The following is a 21,735-nucleotide window of genomic DNA, read 5'->3' as shown; positions in this document are numbered from 1 at the left end:
GCAGTGAGATTGATAATACCGAGAGCTTGTGAAAGTTCCATTTAAAAAGGGTCCATGTTGAGCATGAACCCTTTTTACACGAGCCACCGGATCGGTCAACTGATCCTTAAACGATCGGCATTAACCGCGAAAGGTAGCCTTTTCATTTCATGCCAATACGGCTTACATCATCGGTGTTGCCATGCGCACCAGCGTAATCAGCGGCTGCGGGTAAACACCCAGCAACAACACCAGCACGGCGGAGATCAGAACCACTACACCGCCAGCTGTAAACGCCCAGTTAGTTGGCGCATCACGGCCTGGCTGTTGCGGTGCGTTCAGGTACAAGCTCACCGTCACACGCAGGTAGTAGTACAAACCAATCGCACTGCCCAGCACCACAGCACCAGTCAACCACCACAGGTGAGACTGCACACCTACCGCAATGATGTAGAACTTACCGATGAAGCCCAGCGTCATTGGAATACCAGCAAGCGACAACATCATCACCGTCATGACCGCAGACAAAATTGGCTTGTGCCAGAACAGACCACGGTAGGAGTACAGCGAGTCTGCATCCGGGCCACGGTACGGGCTGGACATCAGGCTCACCACGCCGAATGCGCCGAGGCTGCTGAACAGGTAACCTGCCAGATACACGCCGACCGCTTCCATCGACATGTTGCCGCTTTGCAGTGCAATCAACGCCACCATCAAATAACCAAGGTGTGAGATAGACGAGTAACCAAGCAGACGCTTGATATTGGTCTGGCTCAGCGCCATCAGGTTACCAAAGATGATGGAGATAAAGGCGATAATCCCCAGTACCACACGAACTGCTTCGCTATCGCCAACTGGCGCGTAGAGGAACAGACGCATCACCACACCAAAGATGGCGATTTTGCTGGCGGTAGCCAGGAAAGTGGAAACAGGGGCCGGTGCGCCCTGGTAAACATCAGGTGTCCACAAGTGGAATGGAACCAGTGATAGTTTAAAGCCAAGGCCAACAATCATCAGCCCCAGACCCGCAAGCAGCAGAGGCTCATGCAGCATGTTGTCTGCCAGGCTCTTACCGAGGCTAACAAACGACAGGTCGCCAGATTCCGCATACACCAGCGCCATACCGAACAGCAGGAATGAAGACGCTGCAGCAGACAAAATAGTGTATTTGATACTCGCTTCAAGCGACCTTTTCTGGCGGAAGGCGTAGCCAATCAAGCCAAACAGCGGCAGAGAAATCAGTTCGATACCGAGGAACAACGCCGCAAGGTGATTGGCGTTTGCCAGCAGAATACCGCCCAGTGCTGCAATCAACACCAGTAGGTAAAACTCTTCGCGGTTGTCGGTGTAACCCTGAAGCCACGGGTAAGCAAACGTACAAGTCGCAAGGCTCGCTAGCAGAACCAGTCCTGTGTAGAGCATCGCATAGCCGTCAACGCGCATCAGCGGCGTGACATCCATCGCGCCAGCCTGGCCGACAAACCACAGTGAAACGAGTGCGGCGTTAAGGCCAATTACTGCCAGTGTTGCATTGACAAAATGGTCGCGTCGCCACGCTATGGAGAGCATCACAACCACCACCGTCAATCCGACGACGAGCAGCGGTAGCAGCGCGATCAATTGTTGAGGAGTTATAGTCATGGCGAATTACGGCCTTGTAGTTGGAATTGAACTGGTAAACCACTGCTGAATATTGCTCATCGCGGCATGCGAAGTATCCAGAATTGGCTGCGGGTAGAAGCCCAACAGGACTAACAACACCACCAGCAACAGGATGATAAAGAACTCACGCAGCGACATGCCTGCCAGTTGTTTATCACTGATTTCGCTTTTCGCTTTCCCGAAGTAAGCACGATGAATCATCGCCAGAGAATAAACTGAGGCAAAGACCAGACCGAAGGTCGAGATAATGGTAATCATTGGCACGACATGGTAGCTGCCGAACAGAATCATGAATTCGCCAACGAAGTTACCGGTGCCTGGCATACCCAGTGTTGCCACTGCAAAGAATAACGACAGACCTGGCAGCCATTTGATTTTATTCCACAGACCGCCCATCAGACGCATATCACGAGTGTGCAAACGCTCGTAAATCTGACCACAGATGATGAACATACCGGCCGCAGACAGACCGTGAGCAATCATCTGAATCACCGCACCCTGATAAGCCAGTTGGCTGCCTGTATAAATGGCAATCAACACGAAGCCCATGTGGGAAACGGAAGTGTAAGCAATCAGACGTTTGATATCGGTTTGTGCGAAGGCCATCCACGCGCCATAGAAGATACCGATAACACCCAGCCACATGGCAATCGGTGCAAATTCAGCAGACGCTTCCGGGAACAGTGGCAGTGCAAAACGCAACAGACCGTAGGCTGCGGTTTTCAGCAAGATACCTGCGAGGTCAACAGAACCTGCCGTTGGTGCCTGGGAGTGCGCATCCGGCAGCCAACCGTGCAATGGAACCACTGGCATTTTCACCGCAAACGCAATGAAGAAGCCCAACATCAGCAACCATTGAACGCTGCTGGACATTTCAGTGTGCAGCAATTGCTCGTAGTTAAACGTCCACACACCGGTTGAGTTGTAATGCACGAACACCAGGCCAAGAATCGCAATCAGCATCACCAGGCCGCTTGCCTGGGTATAAATGAAGAATTTGGTTGCAGCGGTGATACGCGTCTTCCCGTCGGAGGCTTTGTGGCCCCACAGTGCGATCAGGAAGTACATCGGCACCAACATCATTTCCCAGAAGAAGAAGAACAGGAACATGTCGATGGCAAGGAACACGCCGATAACGCCACCGAGGATCCACATCAGGTTGAGGTGGAAGAAGCCCTGATATTTTTCGATTTCATTCCAGGAACAGAGTACCGCCAGCACACCGAGCAGACCGGTGAGCACTACCATCAGTAAAGATAAGCCGTCCAGCGCAAGGTGGATGGTTATCCCAAAGCGTGGGATCCACGGCAGGATAAATTCAGACTGCCACTGCGGCAAACCGGCGGATTGCGTCAGTGAATAGCCACCGGCTAACCACAGTTGCAGCGAGAGAGCCAGTGTCAGTCCCATCGTTACCAGCGCAATCCAACGTGGCACTTTTACGCCGAAGCGTTCAGTCTGCCAGCAGAAGAAGCCGCCAATGAAGGGAATCAATATCAGCCAGGGTAATAACATAGCTCAGTATGTTCCTTATCTTTGCTCCTGCTCAGGCTATCTTGCTCGCCATACTGAACCCCGGCTGTGCTCGCAATCCTCACGTACTTGAGTACGCTCCGGTTGCTACGCGCAGGCGGTGTCCAGTCTGGTTTCGCCGATGACGCCTGTCCTTCAGGAACAGTTACTTAAAATTCATTTTTCTTGTGAAACGATCTTCACTCAAAAATAACAATACTCAACGCAAGACCAGCAGCAGGCCCAATACGACCACCGCACCGATACTCATTGATGCCACATACCAGCGCAGGTAACCGTTCTCGCTCACCAACAGGCCGCGACCTGCAAGGCGTGAAAGAACTGCCGGAATGTTCATCAGTGAATTCAGTGGATCGCTCTTGATAAGCCAGGCGATACCCAGGAATGGCTTAACGAAGACTTTGTCGTAAAGCCAATCGAAGCCCCAGGCATGGAACCACCAGGTACCGAAGAAGCGACCCGGTGCGCTGTTGGCAATCGCTGTTACCAGAGTACGTTTACCCAGCCACAACCATGCGGCAATCAGGATACCGGCGATGGCGACAACACCAGAGGTAATCTCAAGTGCCAACACGCTACCGTGCGCAAGTTCTGTAGTCGCTGGCAGAACACCTGCAAGCGGCGGAACAATCATTGCACCAACGAAGGTGGACAACACCAGCAGCACAATCAGCGGCAAGTTGTGAGTGATGCCTTTAAGTGGATGCGCGTGAATCTGCTCTTTACCGTGGAAGACGATGAAGATCATACGGAAGGTATACAGTGAGGTCATAAACGCACCGACCAGACCAGCAACCATCAGGTTCACATGACCATTCGCCATCGCACCGGCCAGAATCTCATCTTTACTGAAGAAGCCCGCAGTAATGAGTGGCAACGCGGACAACGCGGCACCGCCGACCAAGAAGCAGATATACACCAGCGGAATGGACTTACGCAGGCCACCCATTTTGAAGATGTTTTGTTCGTGGTGGCAGGCAAGAATCACCGAACCGGACGACAGGAACAGCAGCGCTTTGAAGAACGCGTGAGTCATCAGGTGGAAGATTGCCGCATCCCACGCTTGCACACCGAGTGCCAGGAACATATAGCCAATCTGGCTCATGGTCGAGTACGCGAGTACGCGTTTGATATCGGTTTGCACCAGCGCCGCAAAGCCTGCCATCACCAATGTTACTGCACCCACGATGCCAACTAAATGCAGCACTTCCGGCGTTAACAGGAACAGGCCGTGAGTACGAGCAATCAGGTAGACACCCGCGGTAACCATGGTCGCTGCGTGGATCAGTGCTGAAACTGGCGTTGGGCCAGCCATCGCATCCGCAAGCCAGGTCTGCAATGGCAACTGTGCAGATTTACCCACCGCACCGCCCAACAGCATCAGGGTTGCCCACATCAGCATCTGGTTGCCAGCTGCAAAGTGCTGCGGAGCCAGTTCAACCATTTCGCGGAAGTTCAGCGTGCCCAGTTCGTTGTAAAGAATGAACAGCGCAAACGCGAGGAACACGTCGCCGACACGGGTTACCACGAAGGCTTTCATGGCTGCCGCGCCGTTCTTCGGATCGGTGTAGTAGAAACCAATCAGCAGATACGAGCACAGGCCCACGCCTTCCCAACCAAGGTACATCAGCAACAAGTTGTCGCCGAGAACCAGAACCACCATGCTGGCGATAAACAGGTTGGTGTAGGCGAAGAAGCGCGAATAGCCCTCTTCCCCACGCATATACCAGGAAGCGTACATGTGGATCAAGAAGCCAACGCCGGTCACCACAGACAGCATGGTCAGTGACAAACCGTCGAGGATCAGGTTGAAGCCGATGTTAAAATCGCCAACCGACATCCACGTCCACAGCGGTTGAGTGAATGCCTGTTGCCCGTTGTTGAAGAAATCAACACCGACAATCGCGGTCACTAACGCAGTAAGACCAATCGAACCCACGCCAACGGTGGCAGAAAGGTTTTCCGACCAACGGCCACGGGAGAACGCCAACAATAAAAAGCCAATAAAAGGCAAAAGAATGGTTAACCAGAGAAGGTTCATCCACGCATCTCACTTACTGAATCGATATTCAGGCTCTGGCGACGACGATGGAGCTGCAATAACAGCGCGAGGCCAATACTGGCTTCGGCGGCAGCTAAGCTGATCGCGAGAATATACATCACCTGGCCATCAGCCTGGCCCCAGTAACTCCCGGCGACCACGAACGCGAGCGCGGCGGCGTTGATCATCACTTCCAGGCTAATCAGCATGAAAAGCAGGTTGCGACGAATCACCAGGCCAGTCAGCCCGAGAACAAACAAAATGGCAGCAAGGATTAGTCCATGTTGCAGCGGAATCATACGTGCTCCTCCGTTTTTCTTTTCGCAGCCGCGTCGGCCTGGCGGTTGCTCAGCACTTCACCCGGACGATCTTCACGACCCAGGTGGAATGCAACAACCAGACCCGCCAGCAGCAGCATTGAGGCTAATTCCACTGCCAGAACGTAAGGTCCGAACAGCGCAATACCTACCGCTTTTGCACTCACTGGCGTACCGTCAATCCCCTGGTCGTTCAGACCCAGGATTGCGTAAACCAGAACCGAAAGCAGGACGGCTGACAAAATGCCAGGGCCAATCCACAACTGCGGTTTCAGCCAGTTACGCTCTTGTTCAACGACCGCACCGCCGAGGTTGAGCATCATTACCACGAAGACGAACAGCACCATGATGGCACCGGCGTAAACGATAATCTCAAGCGCTGCGGCGAAGTACGCTCCCAGGGAGAAGAACACCCCGGAAATCGCCAGCAGAGAGATAATCAGATACAGCAAGGCATGCACCGGGTTGGTATGCGTGATCACCCTTAAGGTGGTCCCAACCGCGATGATTGCGCAAATATAAAAAGCGAATTCCATTGCCTTGCTCCTTTAAGGTAATAGGCCTTTGACGTCGATAGGCTTGGCTTCGTTTTCCGCTTCGCCCTTATCTTTGCCGTCGATTGCCATACCTGCCATCCGGTAGAAGTTATATTCCGGGTATTTGCCCGGACCGGAGATCAACAGGTCCTCTTTTTCGTACACCAAATCCTGGCGCTTAAACTCACCCAGCTCGAAGTCTGGAGTCAGCTGAATAGCCGTGGTTGGGCACGCTTCTTCGCACAGGCCACAGAAGATGCAGCGCGAGAAGTTAATGCGGAAGAATTCTGGATACCAGCGGCCATCTTTTGTTTCTGCTTTTTGCAAAGAGATACAGGCCACCGGGCAGGCTACCGCACACAGGTTACAGGCTACGCAGCGCTCGGAGCCGTCCGGATCGCGCGTTAACACGATGCGGCCACGGTAGCGCGGCGGTAAATAGACTGGTTCTTCCGGATACATCTGCGTTTCGCGTTTGGCAAACGCGTGCAGACCGATCATCCAGATACTGCGTACCTGGGTGCCGAAACCAACCGCTAACTCTTTCAATGTCATGGTTTTTTCACCCCTTATGGTGCCTGATAGAGAATGACCGCGGCGGTCACCAGCAGATTAACCAGTGTCAACGGCAGGCAAATTTTCCAGCCGAAGGACATCACCTGGTCATAACGCGGACGAGGCAATGCTGCACGGATCAAAATGAACATCATCATGAAGAACGCGGTTTTCAGCGCAAACCAGATGAAAGGTGGTAACCACGGGCCATGCCAGCCACCAAAGAACAGGGTGACAATCAGGGCTGAAACCGTAACGATGCCGATGTACTCACCCACAAAGAACAGGCCGAACTTCATGCCTGAGTATTCGATGTGGTAACCATCTGCCAGTTCTTGCTCAGCTTCTGGTTGGTCAAACGGGTGACGGTGACAAACTGCAACACCAGCAATTGCGAAGGTAACAAAGCCGAAGAACTGCGGAATCACGTTCCACAAGTTGGCCTGATTATCAACGATATCGCCCATATTGAACGAACCTGCCTGCGCAACAACGCCCATCAGCGACAAACCAAGGAACACTTCGTAGCTCAGCGTTTGTGCAGAAGCACGCATTGCGCCCAACAGTGAGTATTTGTTGTTACTTGACCAGCCAGCGAACAGCACCGCGTAAACCGCGAGGCCTGCCAGCATCAGGAAGAACAAAATACCGATGTTCAGGTCGGCAACCACCCAGCTCGGGCTGACCGGCACAATGGCAAAGGCCAACAGCAGCGAGGTAAAAGCAATCATCGGAGCCAGGGTAAAGATGACGCGGTCCGCAAAGCGCGGAGTCCAGTCTTCTTTAAAGAACATCTTGATCATGTCCGCGACGAGCTGGAGCGAGCCGCCCCAGCCAACACGGTTAGGCCCGTAACGGTTCTGGAACAGGCCAAGCAAACGACGCTCGCCAAAACTCATGAACGCGCCACAGGTCACCACGACCAACAGGATCACGACCGCTTTGAGAATGCTCAGCAGAATGTCGATAACATCCGGTGTTAACCAACTCATTGGCCAGCCTCCTGGAGATTTTCAAGACGCGCACCCGCCAGCACCGGAGCAATGCCAGGCATACCCATCGGCAAACCGACCTGCCCTGCTGCCAGACCTTCGGAAAGTTGCAGCGGCAGACTCAGCGTCTGGCCTTCGTAACTAAACGAGATCAGGCTTCCTGCGTTAACGCCCAGTTTTGCAGCGTCAGCCGGGTTCAGCTTGATGTACGGTTCAGCCATGCGGCTCTGGAAGATCGGTGAACGCTGGGACATTTCATCGCTGCCAAACAGATGGTAGTAAGGCGCGATACGCCATTTCCCTTCTTCTGCCTGGAAGATTTCCGGCACATCGGTGAAGTAATCAATACTCGTGTCGGACGCTTCAATCAGACGCACACCCGGATCGCCGTGACGCAGTTTGCCACCCACTTCAGCCTGGAATTTGTTCCATGCCTGAGGTGAGTTCCAGCCTGGCGCCCATGCGAATGGGATTTGCTGACGATTTGCAGATGGGCTGTTGTTCCCTTCCATGGAGAAGGCGAACATGGTGTCTTTATCCTGCGGCTGACGCGGTTCGTGCACGCTAATGTTGGCACGCATAGCCGTTCGACCACTGGAGCGGATTGGGGAACGTGACAGTTTCTGACCACGGATACGGAAGCTGGCATCTGGTGCCGCATCTTTAATTCCGGCCAGCTGTGGCAGCGCTTTCACACACGCATCGATAACATGGTCAAGCTGCGTCCAGTCCACTTCACGGCTTTGAACCGTGCTGTGCAGGGAGTGCAACCAGCGCCAGCTTTCCAGCATCACAACGGAATGGTCGTAGTACGCCGGGTCATAAACCTGGAAGAAACGCTGTGCGCGGCCTTCGTTGTTGATAACCGTACCGTCGCTTTCAGCGAAGCTTGCAGTGGAGAGCACCAGATGGGCTTTATCCATAATCGCAGTGCGCTGATGGTCGATAACCATCACCAGCGGAGCTTTACTGAGTGCTGCGTCAACGCGAGCCGCGGAAGCATGGCGATGCAGATCGTTTTCCAGCACCACTACCGCATCGGCAGCACCGCTTTCCAATTCACTTAACGCTTCTTCCAGCGAGCCGCCGCCAATCAGGCCGAGGCCAACGCTGTTAACCGCGCGAGCCACCATCGTGATACCGACATCGGCACCACGGCCTTTCAGCGCTTTCGCCACGTTTGCTGCGGCCTGAATCACCGCTTCGCTTCCGGCGTTAGTACCGGATACGATCAATGGTTTTTTCGCACCAGCCAGCGCTTGAACAATCACGTCGACTTTGTTTTTCAGGTCACGATCTAATTCAACGGCTGGGGAACTGCTATCCAACGCGTTAGCAATCGCAAAGCCCAGACGCGCCTGATCTTCAACCGGCGCACGGTAAGTCCATGCGGCGATGTCGTCCAGACGAGTGCTGTCGATGTTAGTCACAAACAGCGGATGTTTAGCGTGCTGGCCGATGTTCAGGATGGCCGCAATCTGCCAGTCAGCGACTTTCTGTGCTGCTGCCATTTCACGTGATTTGCCTTTCACAGCCTGACGCACAGCCAGTGCAACACGTGCGCCGGTCTGAGTAATGTCTTCGCCGAGCACCAGAACCGCATCGTAGGTTTCGATTTCACGCAGTGCCGGAGTGTGAATGCCACTTTCTTGCAGCACTTTGAGCATCAGTTGCAGACGTGCTTGCTCACCGGTTGCAATACCGGTGTAGAAGTTGTCCGCACCCACCAGTTCACGCAGCGCAAAGTTGCTTTCAACGCTGGCGCGTGGAGAACCGATACCGATCACTTTCTTCGACTGGCGCAGAATATCTGCCGCACCCTGCATCGCCTGATCGGCGTTCAGCGTGATCAGATCGTCGCCACGACGCTGGATCGGCTGACGTGGACGATCCTTCAGGTTGACGTAGCCATAACCAAAGCGGCCACGGTCACACAGGAAGTAGTGGTTCACGGTGCCGTTGTAGCGGTTTTCGATACGACGCAATTCGCCGTAGCGCTCGCCTGGGCTTGTGTTACAGCCGATGCTGCACTGCTGGCAAATGCTTGGTGCGAACTGCATGTCCCACTTACGGTTGTAGCGCTCGGAGTGAGTTTTGTCGGTGAACACGCCGGTCGGGCAGATTTCTACCAGGTTACCGGAGAATTCGCTCTCAAGCGTGCCGTCTTCCGGGCGACCGAAGTAGACGTTATCGTGCGCGCCATAAACACCCAGGTCGGTGCCGTCAGCGTAATCTTTGTAATAACGCACACAGCGGTAACAGGCGATACAGCGGTTCATTTCGTGAGAGATGAACGGGCCGAGATCCTGATTACGGTGGGTGCGTTTTGTGAAGCGGTAACGGCGGAAGCTATGACCGGTCATGACCGTCATATCCTGCAGGTGGCAGTTGCCGCCTTCTTCACAAACCGGGCAGTCGTGCGGGTGGTTAGTCATTAACCATTCCACAACGCTTTCGCGGAATTCTTTAGCTTCGCCGTCATCGATAGAGATGAACGTGCCGTCCGAGGCCGGTGTCATACAAGACATCACCAGGCGCCCACGATTGTCTTCTGCGTTCTGATATTGCTTCACCGCGCACTGGCGGCAAGCACCGACGCTGCCTAGCGCCGGGTGCCAGCAAAAATAAGGAATATCGAGGCCGAGCGACAGACATGCTTGCAGCAGGTTGTCTGACCCGTTTACCTCATATTCTTTGCCGTCTACATGAATCGTAGCCATAGTCAGCATGCTTCCAGTTAATTATAAAATTTTTCTTACCTGCACCTTTATGGGTGCAGATATCACCAGCGTGCTTTTAACAAGTTCGGCTGAATGCCCGTAATGGCACGGGTGTTACCGAAATCTTGTTTGGCAATGCCTGCTTCGAATTCTTCGCGGAAATATTTAATCGCGCTCTGCAATGGCTCAACCGCACCTGGCGCATGCGCACAGAAGGTTTTACCTGGACCCAGGAATCGACACAGTTGCTCAAGTGTTTCGATATCCCCAGGCTGGCCTTCGCCACGCTCCAGCGCGCGCAGAATTTTCACACTCCACGGCAAGCCGTCACGGCATGGTGTACACCAGCCGCAAGATTCGCGGGAAAAGAACTCTTCCAGATTGCGCACCAACGGGACCATACCAATTTCATGGTCTACGGCCATCGCCAGTGCGGTACCTAAACGGCTGCCTGCTTTACCGATGCTTTCAAATTCCATTGGCAAATCCAGGTGCGATTCGGTCAGGAAGTCAGTCCCTGCCCCACCCGGCTGCCAGGCTTTGAATTTCAGGCCATCGCGCATGCCACCGGCGTAATCTTCGAGAATTTCACGCGCGGTGGTACCGAACGGTAATTCCCAAACGCCAGGGTTTTTAACGCGACCAGAGAAGCCCATCAGCTTGGTGCCAGCATCTTTGCTGGTAGAAATGCCTTGATACCACTCGACGCCGTTGGCCAGAATTGCTGGCACGTTGCACAGGGTTTCAACGTTGTTTACACAGGTTGGTTTACCCCACACGCCGCTTGATGCAGGGAATGGTGGTTTTGAACGTGGGTTCGCGCGGCGGCCTTCCAGGGAGTTAATCAGCGCGGTTTCTTCACCGCAGATATAACGCCCGGCACCGGTGTGCACGATCAGTTCAAAATCGAAACCTGAACCGAGAATGTTTTTGCCAAGCAGACCCGCTTCGGTCGCTTCTGCAATAGCACGGCGCAGATGCACAGCCGCTTCGATGTACTCGCCACGCAGGAAGATGTAGCCGCGATATGCTTTGAGCGCGAACGCAGAAATCAGCATGCCTTCCACCAACAGGTGTGGCAGTTGCTCCATCAGCAAACGGTCTTTATAGGTACCTGGCTCCATTTCATCGGCGTTACACAGCAGGTAACGGATATTCATGGACTCGTCTTTCGGCATCAGGCTCCACTTCAGACCGGTGGAGAAACCTGCGCCGCCACGCCCTTTCAGACCTGAGTCTTTAACGCGGGTAACGACTTCATCTGGTGCGAGGCCAGTCAGAGCAAGACGCGCACCTTCGTAGCCGTTTTTGCTGCGATATTCATCCAGCCAGACGGGCTGTTTGTCATCACGCAACCGCCAGGTCAGCGGATGGGTCTCGGCAGTACGAATAATCGTCTTCATTTATACTGCTCCAGCAAATCAGGGATTGCTTCCGGCGTCAGATAACTGTGAGTGTCCTCATCAATCATCATGGTCGGCCCTTTGTCGCAGTTACCCAGACAGCAGGTTGGCAGCAGGGTAAAGCGTCCATCAAACGTGGTTTGACCCGGTTTGATGTCCAGTTTTGCTTCGATAGCCGATTGAATACCCTGGTAGCCCGTAATGTGGCAAACCACGCTATCGCAATAACGAATGACATGGCGGCCTACCGGCTGGCGGAAAATCTGGCTATAGAATGTGGCAACACCTTCTACGTCACTGGCTGGAATGCCCAGAACTTCAGCGATGGCATAAATAGCACCGTCTGGCACCCAGCCACGCTGCTTCTGAACAATTTTCAGCGCTTCGATAGAGGCTGCGCGAGCATCTTCGTAATGATGTTTTTCGTGCTCAATCGCATCACGCTCGAATTGACTCAGCTCAAAGGCTTCTGCCTGGGGTTGTTGTTTATCGTGCATAGTTAGCGATCCACATCAGACATTACAAAATCGATACTACCCAGATAGACAATCAGGTCAGAAACCAGACTGCCGCGAATCGCCGACGGGATTTGCTGCAAGTGCGCAAAGCTCGGGGTACGAATACGGGTACGGTAGCTCATGGTGCTGCCGTCGCTGGTCAGGTAGTAACTGTTAATCCCTTTCGTCGCCTCAATCATCTGGAAGGATTCGTTAGCCGGCATAACCGGGCCCCACGAAACTTGCAGGAAGTGAGTGATCAGGGTCTCGATATGTTGCAGCGTGCGTTCTTTCGGTGGCGGCGTTGTCAGCGGATGGTCAGCTTTGAACGGGCCAGCAGGCATGTTTTTCAGGCACTGGTCAAGAATGCGCAAACTCTGGCGAAGCTCTTCAACTTTCAGCATCACGCGGGTGTAGCAGTCACTGATGCCACCGCCGACCGGGACTTCGAAGTCGAAGTTTTCGTAACCAGAGTAAGGGCGAACTTTACGGATATCGAAGTCAACGCCAGTTGCGCGCAGGCCAGCACCTGTTGTGCCCCACTCCAGAGCTTCTTTCTTGCCGTAAGCAGCAACGCCCTGTGAACGACCTTTCAGGATAGTGTTGCGCAGTGCAGCTTTCTCGTAGGAATCCAGACGTTTCGGCATCCAGTCGAGGAACTCTTTGAGCAGACGTTCCCAACCGTTTGGCAGGTCGTGCGCCACACCGCCGATACGGAACCAAGCCGGGTGCATACGGAAACCGGTAATCGCTTCGACCAGGTCATAGATTTTCTGACGGTCGGTAAAGGCGAAGAACACCGGAGTCATCGCGCCCACGTCCTGAATAAACGTAGAGATGTAAAGCAGGTGGCTGTTGATACGGAACAGTTCGGACAGCATGACGCGAATCACGTCAACACGTTCAGGAACCTTGATACCCGCCAGCTTTTCAACCGCCAGCACGTACGGCATTTCGTTTACGCAGCCGCCGAGGTACTCGATACGGTCGGTATACGGAATGTAGCTGTGCCAGGACTGACGCTCACCCATTTTCTCAGCACCACGGTGGTGGTAGCCGATGTCCGGGACACAATCGACAATCTCTTCACCGTCGAGTTGCAGAACGATACGGAATGCACCGTGCGCTGATGGGTGGTTAGGACCAAGGTTCAGGAACATGAAATCTTCATGCTCGCTGCTGCGCTTCATGCCCCACTCTTCAGGCTTGAAGGTCAGCGCTTCCATCTCGAGGTCTTCTTTCTGTTTGGTCAATTCAAACGGATCGAACTCGGTGGCACGCGCCGGATAATCTTTACGTAGCGGATGGCCTTCCCACGTTGGCGGCATCATGATGCGCGTCAGGTGCGGGTGACCATTAAAGGTGATGCCGAACATTTCCCAGGTTTCACGCTCATACCAGTTAGCGTTCGGGAAAAGTTTGGTGATCGTTGGTACGTTCAGGTCGTTTTCGGACAGCGCCACCTTGAGCATGATATCGCGGTTGCGATCGATAGAAATCAGGTGGTAGAAAACGGAAAAATCCGCGGCCGGTAAACCGTCGCGGTGGGTACGAAGACGCTCATCCATGCCATGCAAGTCAAACAGCATGACGTAAGGTTTTGGCAGTCTTTTCAGGAAATCGACAACTTCCAGTAATTGTTCACGCTTAACCCAGGCTACCGGAACACCGGTACGGGTTGGCTGAACGGTAAAGGCATCCGGCCCAAAACGGTTACGCAGTTCGCCAATAACCGGATCATCAAGATGGTCACGGGTTTGCCAGGCTTGCTGGTTGGCATCATGCGCGGTTAAATCGGTCATAATTCTCACCATTGCAAATGGTACTGTGGTGACTGTTGGTCAGCGGCTTCGCGCTAATATTATTGATATGCGAAGTAAACTCACGCCGACCACAGGCGCAAATTAAATCTCGTCTGGTGTCCGCAAGTTAGTGACAGCAATACGCTCGCCACGTTTACGTTCGCGCTCTGATTGCATGTTGGCGCGATATACACCTTGATCGCCAACCACCCAAGAAAGTGGACGACGCTCTTTACCAATAGATTCTTGCAGCAACATCAGAGCCTGCATATAGGCTTCCGGGCGCGGTGGACAGCCTGGGATGTAAACATCTACCGGCAGGAATTTATCCACGCCTTGCACTACAGAATAGATGTCGTACATGCCGCCGGAGTTGGCGCAGGCACCCATCGAGATAACCCATTTTGGCTCAAGCATTTGGTCATAAAGACGCTGAATAACGGGAGCCATTTTGGTGAAGCAGGTTCCTGCTATAACCATCAGGTCAGCCTGACGCGGGGAAGCACGCAGAACTTCGGCACCAAAACGTGCCACGTCATGTACGGCGGTAAACGAGGTCACCATTTCAACGTAGCAGCAAGAAAGGCCAAAGTTATAAGGCCAAATTGAGTTTTTACGACCCCAGTTCACCATATCGTGCATGGCATGTTCGAGCTTGCCCATGTACACGCTACGGTTGATTTCTTGGTCAAGAGGATCGGTTACGATCTCCTGTTTTTGCAGGGGGTAACGGTCGTTCTCACCGTCGGGGTCTATGCGGGTGAGCGTATAGTCCATCTTATTGCCTCGCTGTTACTGCTGACGGTTAGTGATACTGTCGGTTTCCGGGTTGATTTGGGCACGGCGCGAACGCGCAGGTGTCCAGTCAAGCGCGCCAATACGCACCAGATACACCAGGCCTGCCAGTAGCACTAAAATGAAAATTGCGGCCTCGACGAAGCCTACCCATCCGCTTTCACGGATAGAAACTGACCACGCATAGAGATACAAGGCTTCCACGTCGAAGATAACGAAGAACATGGCAACCAGGTAAAACTTGGCGGATAGACGTAAGCGCGCTGTACCAACTGAGTCGATACCTGACTCGAAGGGAGTGTTTTTGTGCCGACCCTTAGCTCTCCCGCCAAGGAACCAGGCCCCGAGAAGCATTACGCAACACAGGCCTATGGCAACAATAAGAAAAACTGCGAACGCCCAATGGTGAGCGATAACTTCAGTGGATGTTGACATACTCATTGCTTACTCATCAAAAGTGGCGCCAAAGTCTCTGCTCTTGCTGGCAGATGAACACCACATCGATTCATGGGGAGGAACAATAAACCTTACAATAACTGCCGGAATCAAAACTTTACCAGCAAATTGATGGGGTTTTTTACTCCTTTCTATAACCTTTTGTCAACTTTAACAAAAGTATCCACACATTAATTTACATGAGCCCAACTTCATTAACATTTAGTGCGTTAAAAATCAGTAATGCCGAATTATTAACCCTATTTTAATGAAGGTGAATCGTGTCCGTTAACGAGGAAAAAAATATCTACCGTTCTATTTTGGCAGGAAATCTCAACTATTCATCCCCCTAAGAGGGAGTATTTTCTTGATCTGAGACACGCTTCTGTTAATCCACATCAGAAAACAACAACATTGCAGCGTATTTTTTAACAATTAAACGAGTATTGAGTCGAAGGAAGTACGTAGAAGGTAGGTATCTAGGGCACTATGAAGCAGATTGTTTTAAAACATGTTTTTACAAATTAGTAATAAACACAACTTGCAGTGGTTAAAAAACAGGCCGCTGAGTGAAAAAACGACCTCAATGACCTGTTTTCGAATTTCATATTTTGTTACTAACAAACCGAAGGCATTACTCGAAATCACGCTCCATCAGCACGGTATCATCATCTTCATCTGACGAAGCCATGTAACGGTATGGGTTTGGGTTTGATTCCAGAGCACTAAAGATAGCCTGAGCCAAATCATTACTGGTCTGCACATTACGGCACAACAAGTATTGAGTATCTGGCATAACCGGTAAGCCATCAGCATTACCCAGCACACGCAATTCTGGGCTCATCATCTCAACAGGCCGTGCAGTCACACCCAGGCCGGCTTTCACCGCGGCACGCACAGCCGAAAGAGTGGAAGCAACATACGCAATACGCCAGGGAATGCGCGCTGCATTCAAATGCTCAAGCATCATATCCCGGTAAGGACTCGGATCGTCGAGCATGACTAAAGGTACGGTTTCACCTTTCTGGAAGACGTAATCCGATGCGCAATACCATAAAGTTGGTGAGGTACGTAACACAATGGATTCAAAATGCGCGGGTTTTGATGTGGTGACAACCAAATCAACTTCCTGCTGATTAAGCATTTCAACCATAAATGGATTACGTTTAACCCGGACATCCAACGCCAGCTTTGGATAAACCGAACTTATTCGGTTAAGCAAGAAAGGCAGAATGGTATCCGCAGTTTCATCAGATGCACCAATCGTGAGCACACCCTGCAAATTACTAAACATCAGTGACGTACATGCTTCATCATTAAAACGTAGAATTTTTCGCGCATAACCCAGAAGCTGAATACCATGCTCGGTCAGCAGCTTATTACGACCATGACGGGCAAAGAGCTCTTTTCCTACTAACTGTTCAAGACGCTGCATCTGCTGGCTTACAGCCGATTGCGTACGGCAAACCGCAACTGCCGCCGCAGCAAAAGTATTCAAATCCGCTACGGCAACAAAAGTCCTTAGCAGATCGAGGTCGAGATTTAGTATCGGACGATTTGCGTTAATCATAATTTTTTCACTAGTAGGTTGCTCTTACGAGTCTGCCTTAGTTTTATTGCTGTGATTTATCAAAAAGATAAAGCAATTCCCTTTTACAGAACGTCTCCCGAGGGGCCATACCGTCATCCTGACAGTCGTTCTGACTTTTTATTTTTCATGCATCCCAGTACATGCGAGCCAATAATGTAGATCACATATTCCAGGAAATATTATACCGCCGTAACCAACATACAAACATTCGTCTTATTGTACTAGTCACTTAAATTAAAACTGAGTAATTATTGTAAGCCTACTTCAGTACTGAGTTTTATTTATTCAACATTTTGTGGCTACGAGGATAAGTGCAATGAAAGTTTTCTCTATGTCATTTTTGCTGCACGGACAATTACCAAAGAACAATGGTTATATACTAACCCGAGGTAAAACATAGAGTTTCAGTATGTCCAAAAATAGACACTCGTCATTTTCCGTGACATATCTTACCGCAAATCATGCCATTCCATAAGTTTTGTTGCGAATTATCTGATCTCATTCTCCTTTTTCATTTCACTCTTCAACAGGTTATTCATAAAAATCCCTGAAGCTATACGAGGCAAAAGAGAAGTAACTTAACTCTATTCTTCGGTTATATTAATGACACTCAGAGTTATTTTTATATACATATTATTAACTCACATTAGTGAACTTCTTTTAACCTCAAGCATAAACATTCAATTTTCCTTAACTATCACTCAATTTAATTTTCAAACCACTCAGCATTACCCACTACAACACCAGCGCCACACCAGTTGATGAAATCACCAAATGGCTTAACATTTATATATACATCTATCTTATGTAAAATAATCAGTATTTTATACCAATCATTAGATATTCAATTGGTTTTTCTGCTTGTGCCTAACTTGAAAGATAAATTGCAGTCTGGCGCCTCGACTGCCTTCAAATCTGGGCGTGGCAGGAGTACATTTGTTGCCTGGTCGCTTCCACGGCAGGAAGTGGCGCTAACATTAAAGGTCAGGTTCATGTCCCCTATCGAAAAATCCAGCAAACTTGATAACGTCTGTTATGACATCCGTGGCCCAGTGCTCAAGGAGGCTAAGCGTCTTGAAGAAGAAGGGAATAAAGTCCTCAAGTTGAATATTGGCAACCCTGCGCCATTTGGCTTTGATGCCCCGGATGAAATTCTTGTCGATGTGATTCGTAATATGCCTACTGCTCAGGGTTACTGCGACTCGAAAGGACTCTACTCCGCACGTAAAGCCATCATGCAGCATTATCAGGCTCGTGAAATGCGGGACGTGACAGTTGAAGATATTTACATCGGCAACGGTGTTTCTGAGCTGATTGTTCAATCGATGCAAGCATTGCTGAACAGTGGTGATGAGATGCTGGTACCAGCGCCTGATTACCCTTTGTGGACTGCAGCAGTTTCGCTTTCTAGTGGCAAAGCCGTTCACTATTTATGTGATGAGTCGGCAGGCTGGTTCCCGGATCTTGACGATATTCGGGCTAAAATCACACCACGTACTCGCGGTATCGTAATTATTAACCCGAACAACCCAACCGGTGCGGTTTACTCTAAAGAGCTGTTGCTGGAAGTTGTAGAAATTGCGCGTCAGCATAATTTGATTATTTTTGCTGATGAAATCTACGACAAGATTCTGTACGACGCGGCACAGCACCATTCAATTGCGGCACTGGCTCCGGACCTGCTGACAGTGACCTTTAATGGGCTGTCCAAAACTTATCGTGTTGCCGGGTTCCGCCAGGGTTGGATGGTTCTGAATGGGCCGAAGAAGCACGCAAAAGGTTATATCGAAGGGCTGGAGATGCTCGCGTCGATGCGTTTGTGCGCGAACGTACCTGCTCAGCATGCGATTCAGACGGCTTTAGGCGGTTATCAGAGTATTAGCGAATTTATTGCACCAGGCGGGCGTCTGTATGAACAGCGTAACCGTGCGTGGGAACTGATTAACGATATTCCTGGTGTTTCCTGTGTGAAACCGCAGGGCGCACTCTATATGTTCCCTAAAATCGACGCTAAACGCTTTAATATCCACGACGACCAAAAAATGGTGCTGGATTTCTTATTACAAGAAAAAGTGCTTTTGGTTCAAGGAACGGCATTTAACTGGCCGTGGCCGGATCACGTACGTATCGTGACTTTACCGCGTGTTGATGAACTGGAAATGGCTATCAATAAATTTGGTCGTTTCCTCGGCCATTACCACCAATAATTCTCTCGGGGGAGATGTTTGCATCTTCCCCCGACTCCCCGCACAATGGTTTTCTTTGCTTACGTACTGAGTGTATCTATGAGCCAAAGCCATTTCTTTGCCCACCTTTCACGCCTGAAATTAATCAATCGTTGGCCGCTGATGCGTAATGTGCGTACCGAAAATGTATCGGAGCATAGCCTGCAAGTTGCAATGGTCGCTCATGCATTAGCCGTGATTAAAAATCGTAAATTCAACGGCCAAATTAACGCCGAACATGTCGCCCTGCTTGCGATGTATCACGATGTCAGTGAGGTGCTTACGGGGGATTTACCAACGCCGGTGAAGTATTTCAACACGCAAATTGCTCATGAATACAAAGCTATCGAGAAAATCGCCCAACAGAAATTGATTGATATGGTACCAGAAGAGTTACGTGATATCTGGGCACCACTGATTGATGAACATCGCAGTAGCGACGAGGAGCGAGCCATCGTCAAGCAAGCCGATGCGTTATGTGCCTATCTAAAATGTCTGGAAGAGCTCTCTGCCGGTAACAATGAATTTTTACTGGCAAAAGGTAGGCTCGAGAAAACGCTGGCTGACCGCCACAGCGAAGAGATGGACTATTTTATGAATGTGTTTGTACCGAGCTTCCAGCTGTCGCTCGATGAGATTAGCCAGGACTCGCCGCTTTAACCTATACCCAAAATAATTGGAGCTACATCAAGGCGGCAAGAGAGAAAATCCCCAGGGGCTTACAAAAGTAAGTGACTGGGGTTTGTAAACCCAGCCAACAAAGATGCGGCTTCAAGTATGAAGGGTATTAAAACGGGAATAACATCGGCACCATCACCACGCTTACCACCATCACAATCACCGTAAACGGCACGCCCATCTTCACAAAATCGCTGAACTTATAATTTCCTGGCCCCAGAACGAGCGTATTAACAGGTGAAGATACAGGAGTCATAAACGCAGCAGAGGCAGCGAGTGCGACGATCATGGCAAATGGATAAGGGGAAACGCCCATCGATTTTGCCGCAGCTAACGCAATAGGTGCCATTAACACCGCAGTCGCCGTATTTGAGATAAACAAGCCAATCGCGGCACACATCACGAACAGGCAAATCAACATCATGTGTGGACCATAGCCACCGCCGAGACTCATCAACCCGTTTACAATCAAATCCACACCACCCGTTTTTTGCAGTGCAAGAGCGAATGGCATCATACCGACAATCAAAATAATACTTGGCCAGTGAACAGCTTTATAAGCACTTTCCATGTCGATACAACGGAACTTGCCCATCAACAAACAGGCAATAATGGCCGCGATGGTGTTAGGAATTTCGTCCGTCAACATCAAGGCGACCATCAACGCCAGGCAGAAAATCGCATGGGGTGCCTGGCTATGCGCTGGTGACGCCTCGCCCTCTTCCACCGGCAAATTGAGGACCAGGAAATCGCGGCCTTTTTGCTGCAACTGACTAATCAGTTTCCAGTCACCGACAACCAGCAAGATATCACCAAGCTGTAACGCCTCATCGACCAACAGCCCTTCCATTGCCTCGCCATTGCGACGTAACCCAACAACGTTCAGGCCGTAGCGAGTACGGAAGCCTATCTCGCGCAGTGTCTGCCCTATCAGTTCGGACTCAGGGATCAACGAAACTTCGGCCATGCCAACATCCAGCGCCTGGTCCGAAAAATACTCGCCGCGCAGAACCATTGGCTCAAGCATCTGCTCGCTACAAAACTCACGCAGATCGACTTCAGAAGCAGACATATCAATCAACAGCACGTCGCGCGCGCGAAATTCAGTGACGCCAGTGACATTGACGATAACCCGGCGGAATTTGCGCCAGCGCTCAAGGCCGATGACATTGGCGCCATAACGCTCACGCAGTTTTAAATCATCCAAACGTCGGCCCACCATCGGTGAACCCGGGCGAATTGCGAGACGACGCGCACGGCCGGTCAGGCGGTAATCTTTAATCAGGTCACGAAAAGTACGACGACGCCAGTCCTGCTTGCCATCGTCTTTGTTCTGCCCTTTCAGTGCAAAACGCGCAATCAGCATATAGCCGATACCCAGCAATAAAATGACCAGGCCAATAGGCGTAACGCTAAAGAAATGGAACCCCTGCAACCCTTCGCGCAGCAATTCGCTGTTTACGACCAGATTGGGTGGTGTTGCGACCAGCGTCATCATGCCGCTAATCAACCCTGCAAAACTGAGCGGCATCATTAAGCGCGATGGCGAGGTTTTCATGCGCATTGAAACACTGAGTACCACGGGGATAAATATTGCGACCACACCCGTTGAACTCATAAATGCGCCAAGCCCCGCAACGGTGAGCATCAGCAAAACCAGCATTTTGGTTTCACTACTGCCTGCAACATCCACAAGCCAGGCACCCATTTTGGTAGCAACGCCGGTTCGTACCAGGCCGTCGCCAATAATAAAGAGTGCTGCAATCAGGATAACGTTGGGATCGCTAAAGCCTGAGAAGGCCTCGCTGAGAGTGAGTGTGCCGCTGAGGACAAACGCAATAATGACAAGAAGTGCAACCGCATCCATACGTACTTTGCCAGTGGCAAACAGCACCACCGCTATCGCTAACAGCGATAAAACCCAAATCAGTTCTGAGTTCAAAACAATTCCTTTTTCCCCGTCTTACTTGAAGC

17 protein-coding genes are annotated in these 21,735 nt (G+C 51.2%); 2 read left to right on the top strand and 15 right to left on the bottom strand.

The window, feature by feature from the left end:
* Positions 1 to 162: 162 nt before the first annotated feature.
* The 14 genes from nuoN to lrhA form a co-directional block, all read right to left on the bottom strand.
* A complete protein-coding gene (gene nuoN / locus LVQ79_RS18025; RefSeq protein ID WP_064512655.1) occupies positions 163 to 1,620 on the bottom strand; it encodes an NADH-quinone oxidoreductase subunit NuoN in 1,458 nt (485 codons plus the stop codon).
* A 6-nt stretch (positions 1,621 to 1,626) separates the two neighbouring features.
* On the bottom strand, positions 1,627 to 3,156 hold the full coding sequence (gene nuoM / locus LVQ79_RS18020; protein WP_064512657.1) for an NADH-quinone oxidoreductase subunit M: 1,530 nt from the start codon (positions 3,154 to 3,156) through the stop codon (positions 1,627 to 1,629).
* A gap of 217 nt (positions 3,157 to 3,373) precedes the next feature.
* Positions 3,374 to 5,215 carry an NADH-quinone oxidoreductase subunit L gene (gene nuoL, locus LVQ79_RS18015; protein ID WP_232865969.1) on the bottom strand — a complete coding sequence of 614 codons (1,842 nt, stop codon included), beginning with the start codon at positions 5,213 to 5,215 and terminating at the stop codon, positions 3,374 to 3,376.
* On the bottom strand, positions 5,212 to 5,514 hold the full coding sequence (gene nuoK, locus LVQ79_RS18010; protein WP_034458791.1) for an NADH-quinone oxidoreductase subunit NuoK: 303 nt from the start codon (positions 5,512 to 5,514) through the stop codon (positions 5,212 to 5,214). Before nuoK ends, nuoL begins: the two co-directional genes overlap by 4 nt.
* The gene (gene nuoJ / locus LVQ79_RS18005) at positions 5,511 to 6,068 is read right to left on the bottom strand and encodes an NADH-quinone oxidoreductase subunit J (RefSeq protein ID WP_232865968.1); all 558 of its coding nucleotides are present in this window, start codon (positions 6,066 to 6,068) and stop codon (positions 5,511 to 5,513) included. The genes nuoK and nuoJ overlap by 4 nt, the downstream gene beginning before the upstream one ends.
* A 12-nt stretch (positions 6,069 to 6,080) precedes the next feature.
* Complete coding sequence (nuoI, locus tag LVQ79_RS18000) at positions 6,081 to 6,623, bottom strand: NADH-quinone oxidoreductase subunit NuoI (protein WP_034458795.1); 543 nt, start codon at positions 6,621 to 6,623, stop codon at positions 6,081 to 6,083.
* Between the two features lie 14 nt (positions 6,624 to 6,637).
* A complete protein-coding gene (gene nuoH, locus LVQ79_RS17995; RefSeq protein ID WP_064512669.1) occupies positions 6,638 to 7,615 on the bottom strand; it encodes an NADH-quinone oxidoreductase subunit NuoH in 978 nt (325 codons plus the stop codon).
* Positions 7,612 to 10,335, bottom strand: coding sequence for an NADH-quinone oxidoreductase subunit NuoG (nuoG, locus tag LVQ79_RS17990; RefSeq protein ID WP_232865967.1), 2,724 nt, complete (start codon positions 10,333 to 10,335; stop codon positions 7,612 to 7,614). Before nuoG ends, nuoH begins: the two co-directional genes overlap by 4 nt.
* 62 nt (positions 10,336 to 10,397) lie before the next feature.
* The gene (gene nuoF, locus LVQ79_RS17985; RefSeq protein ID WP_232865966.1) at positions 10,398 to 11,738 is read right to left on the bottom strand and encodes an NADH-quinone oxidoreductase subunit NuoF; all 1,341 of its coding nucleotides are present in this window, start codon (positions 11,736 to 11,738) and stop codon (positions 10,398 to 10,400) included.
* A complete protein-coding gene (gene nuoE / locus LVQ79_RS17980) occupies positions 11,735 to 12,235 on the bottom strand; it encodes an NADH-quinone oxidoreductase subunit NuoE (RefSeq protein ID WP_064512676.1) in 501 nt (166 codons plus the stop codon). The genes nuoF and nuoE overlap by 4 nt, the downstream gene beginning before the upstream one ends.
* Positions 12,236 to 12,237: 2 nt before the next feature.
* Positions 12,238 to 14,049 carry an NADH-quinone oxidoreductase subunit C/D gene (gene nuoC, locus LVQ79_RS17975; protein WP_232865965.1) on the bottom strand — a complete coding sequence of 604 codons (1,812 nt, stop codon included), beginning with the start codon at positions 14,047 to 14,049 and terminating at the stop codon, positions 12,238 to 12,240.
* 90 nt (positions 14,050 to 14,139) lie between these two features.
* Entirely contained in the window at positions 14,140 to 14,814 is a 675-nt protein-coding gene (nuoB, locus tag LVQ79_RS17970; RefSeq protein ID WP_034458804.1) for an NADH-quinone oxidoreductase subunit NuoB, read from the bottom strand.
* A gap of 15 nt (positions 14,815 to 14,829) precedes the next feature.
* A complete protein-coding gene (gene nuoA / locus LVQ79_RS17965; RefSeq protein ID WP_034497229.1) occupies positions 14,830 to 15,273 on the bottom strand; it encodes an NADH-quinone oxidoreductase subunit NuoA in 444 nt (147 codons plus the stop codon).
* Positions 15,274 to 15,901: 628 nt separating this feature from the next.
* Positions 15,902 to 16,837 carry a transcriptional regulator LrhA gene (lrhA, locus tag LVQ79_RS17960; RefSeq protein WP_232865964.1) on the bottom strand — a complete coding sequence of 312 codons (936 nt, stop codon included), beginning with the start codon at positions 16,835 to 16,837 and terminating at the stop codon, positions 15,902 to 15,904.
* A 1,013-nt stretch (positions 16,838 to 17,850) separates the two neighbouring features.
* Here lrhA and alaA point away from each other — a divergent pair.
* Complete coding sequence (gene alaA, locus LVQ79_RS17955) at positions 17,851 to 19,065, top strand: alanine transaminase AlaA (protein ID WP_064554960.1); 1,215 nt, start codon at positions 17,851 to 17,853, stop codon at positions 19,063 to 19,065.
* A gap of 78 nt (positions 19,066 to 19,143) precedes the next feature.
* On the top strand, positions 19,144 to 19,743 hold the full coding sequence (gene yfbR, locus LVQ79_RS17950) for a 5'-deoxynucleotidase (RefSeq protein ID WP_232865963.1): 600 nt from the start codon (positions 19,144 to 19,146) through the stop codon (positions 19,741 to 19,743).
* A gap of 127 nt (positions 19,744 to 19,870) precedes the next feature.
* Here the strand turns inward: yfbR and LVQ79_RS17945 are convergent, their stop codons facing one another.
* The gene (locus LVQ79_RS17945; protein WP_232865962.1) at positions 19,871 to 21,703 is read right to left on the bottom strand and encodes an SLC13 family permease; all 1,833 of its coding nucleotides are present in this window, start codon (positions 21,701 to 21,703) and stop codon (positions 19,871 to 19,873) included.
* Positions 21,704 to 21,735: the final 32 nt, after the last annotated feature.

This window comes from Buttiauxella cochleicola (genome assembly GCF_021282405.1).
GTDB lineage: Bacteria > Pseudomonadota > Gammaproteobacteria > Enterobacterales > Enterobacteriaceae > Buttiauxella > Buttiauxella massiliensis.
Note: the sequence above shows the minus strand (reverse complement) of the source record. Positions and strands in the feature narration are given on the sequence as shown.

Excerpts from the sequence above, each read along its gene's own strand:
- nuoI (WP_034458795.1), bottom strand. The coding sequence starts at position 6,623 with ATGACATTGAAAGAGTTAGCGGTTGGTTTCGGCACCCAGGTACGCAGT.
- nuoH (WP_064512669.1), bottom strand. The coding sequence starts at position 7,615 with ATGAGTTGGTTAACACCGGATGTTATCGACATTCTGCTGAGCATTCTC.
- nuoL (WP_232865969.1), bottom strand. The coding sequence starts at position 5,215 with ATGAACCTTCTCTGGTTAACCATTCTTTTGCCTTTTATTGGCTTTTTA.
- nuoK (WP_034458791.1), bottom strand. The coding sequence starts at position 5,514 with ATGATTCCGCTGCAACATGGACTAATCCTTGCTGCCATTTTGTTTGTT.
- nuoF (WP_232865966.1), bottom strand. The coding sequence starts at position 11,738 with ATGAAGACGATTATTCGTACTGCCGAGACCCATCCGCTGACCTGGCGG.
- yfbR (WP_232865963.1), top strand. The coding sequence starts at position 19,144 with ATGAGCCAAAGCCATTTCTTTGCCCACCTTTCACGCCTGAAATTAATC.
- nuoC (WP_232865965.1), bottom strand. The coding sequence starts at position 14,049 with ATGGTGAGAATTATGACCGATTTAACCGCGCATGATGCCAACCAGCAA.
- alaA (WP_064554960.1), top strand. The coding sequence starts at position 17,851 with ATGTCCCCTATCGAAAAATCCAGCAAACTTGATAACGTCTGTTATGAC.
- nuoE (WP_064512676.1), bottom strand. The coding sequence starts at position 12,235 with ATGCACGATAAACAACAACCCCAGGCAGAAGCCTTTGAGCTGAGTCAA.
- nuoN (WP_064512655.1), bottom strand. The coding sequence starts at position 1,620 with ATGACTATAACTCCTCAACAATTGATCGCGCTGCTACCGCTGCTCGTC.
- nuoJ (WP_232865968.1), bottom strand. The coding sequence starts at position 6,068 with ATGGAATTCGCTTTTTATATTTGCGCAATCATCGCGGTTGGGACCACC.
- nuoM (WP_064512657.1), bottom strand. The coding sequence starts at position 3,156 with ATGTTATTACCCTGGCTGATATTGATTCCCTTCATTGGCGGCTTCTTC.
- nuoG (WP_232865967.1), bottom strand. The coding sequence starts at position 10,335 with ATGGCTACGATTCATGTAGACGGCAAAGAATATGAGGTAAACGGGTCA.
- lrhA (WP_232865964.1), bottom strand. The coding sequence starts at position 16,837 with ATGATTAACGCAAATCGTCCGATACTAAATCTCGACCTCGATCTGCTA.
- nuoA (WP_034497229.1), bottom strand. The coding sequence starts at position 15,273 with ATGAGTATGTCAACATCCACTGAAGTTATCGCTCACCATTGGGCGTTC.
- nuoB (WP_034458804.1), bottom strand. The coding sequence starts at position 14,814 with ATGGACTATACGCTCACCCGCATAGACCCCGACGGTGAGAACGACCGT.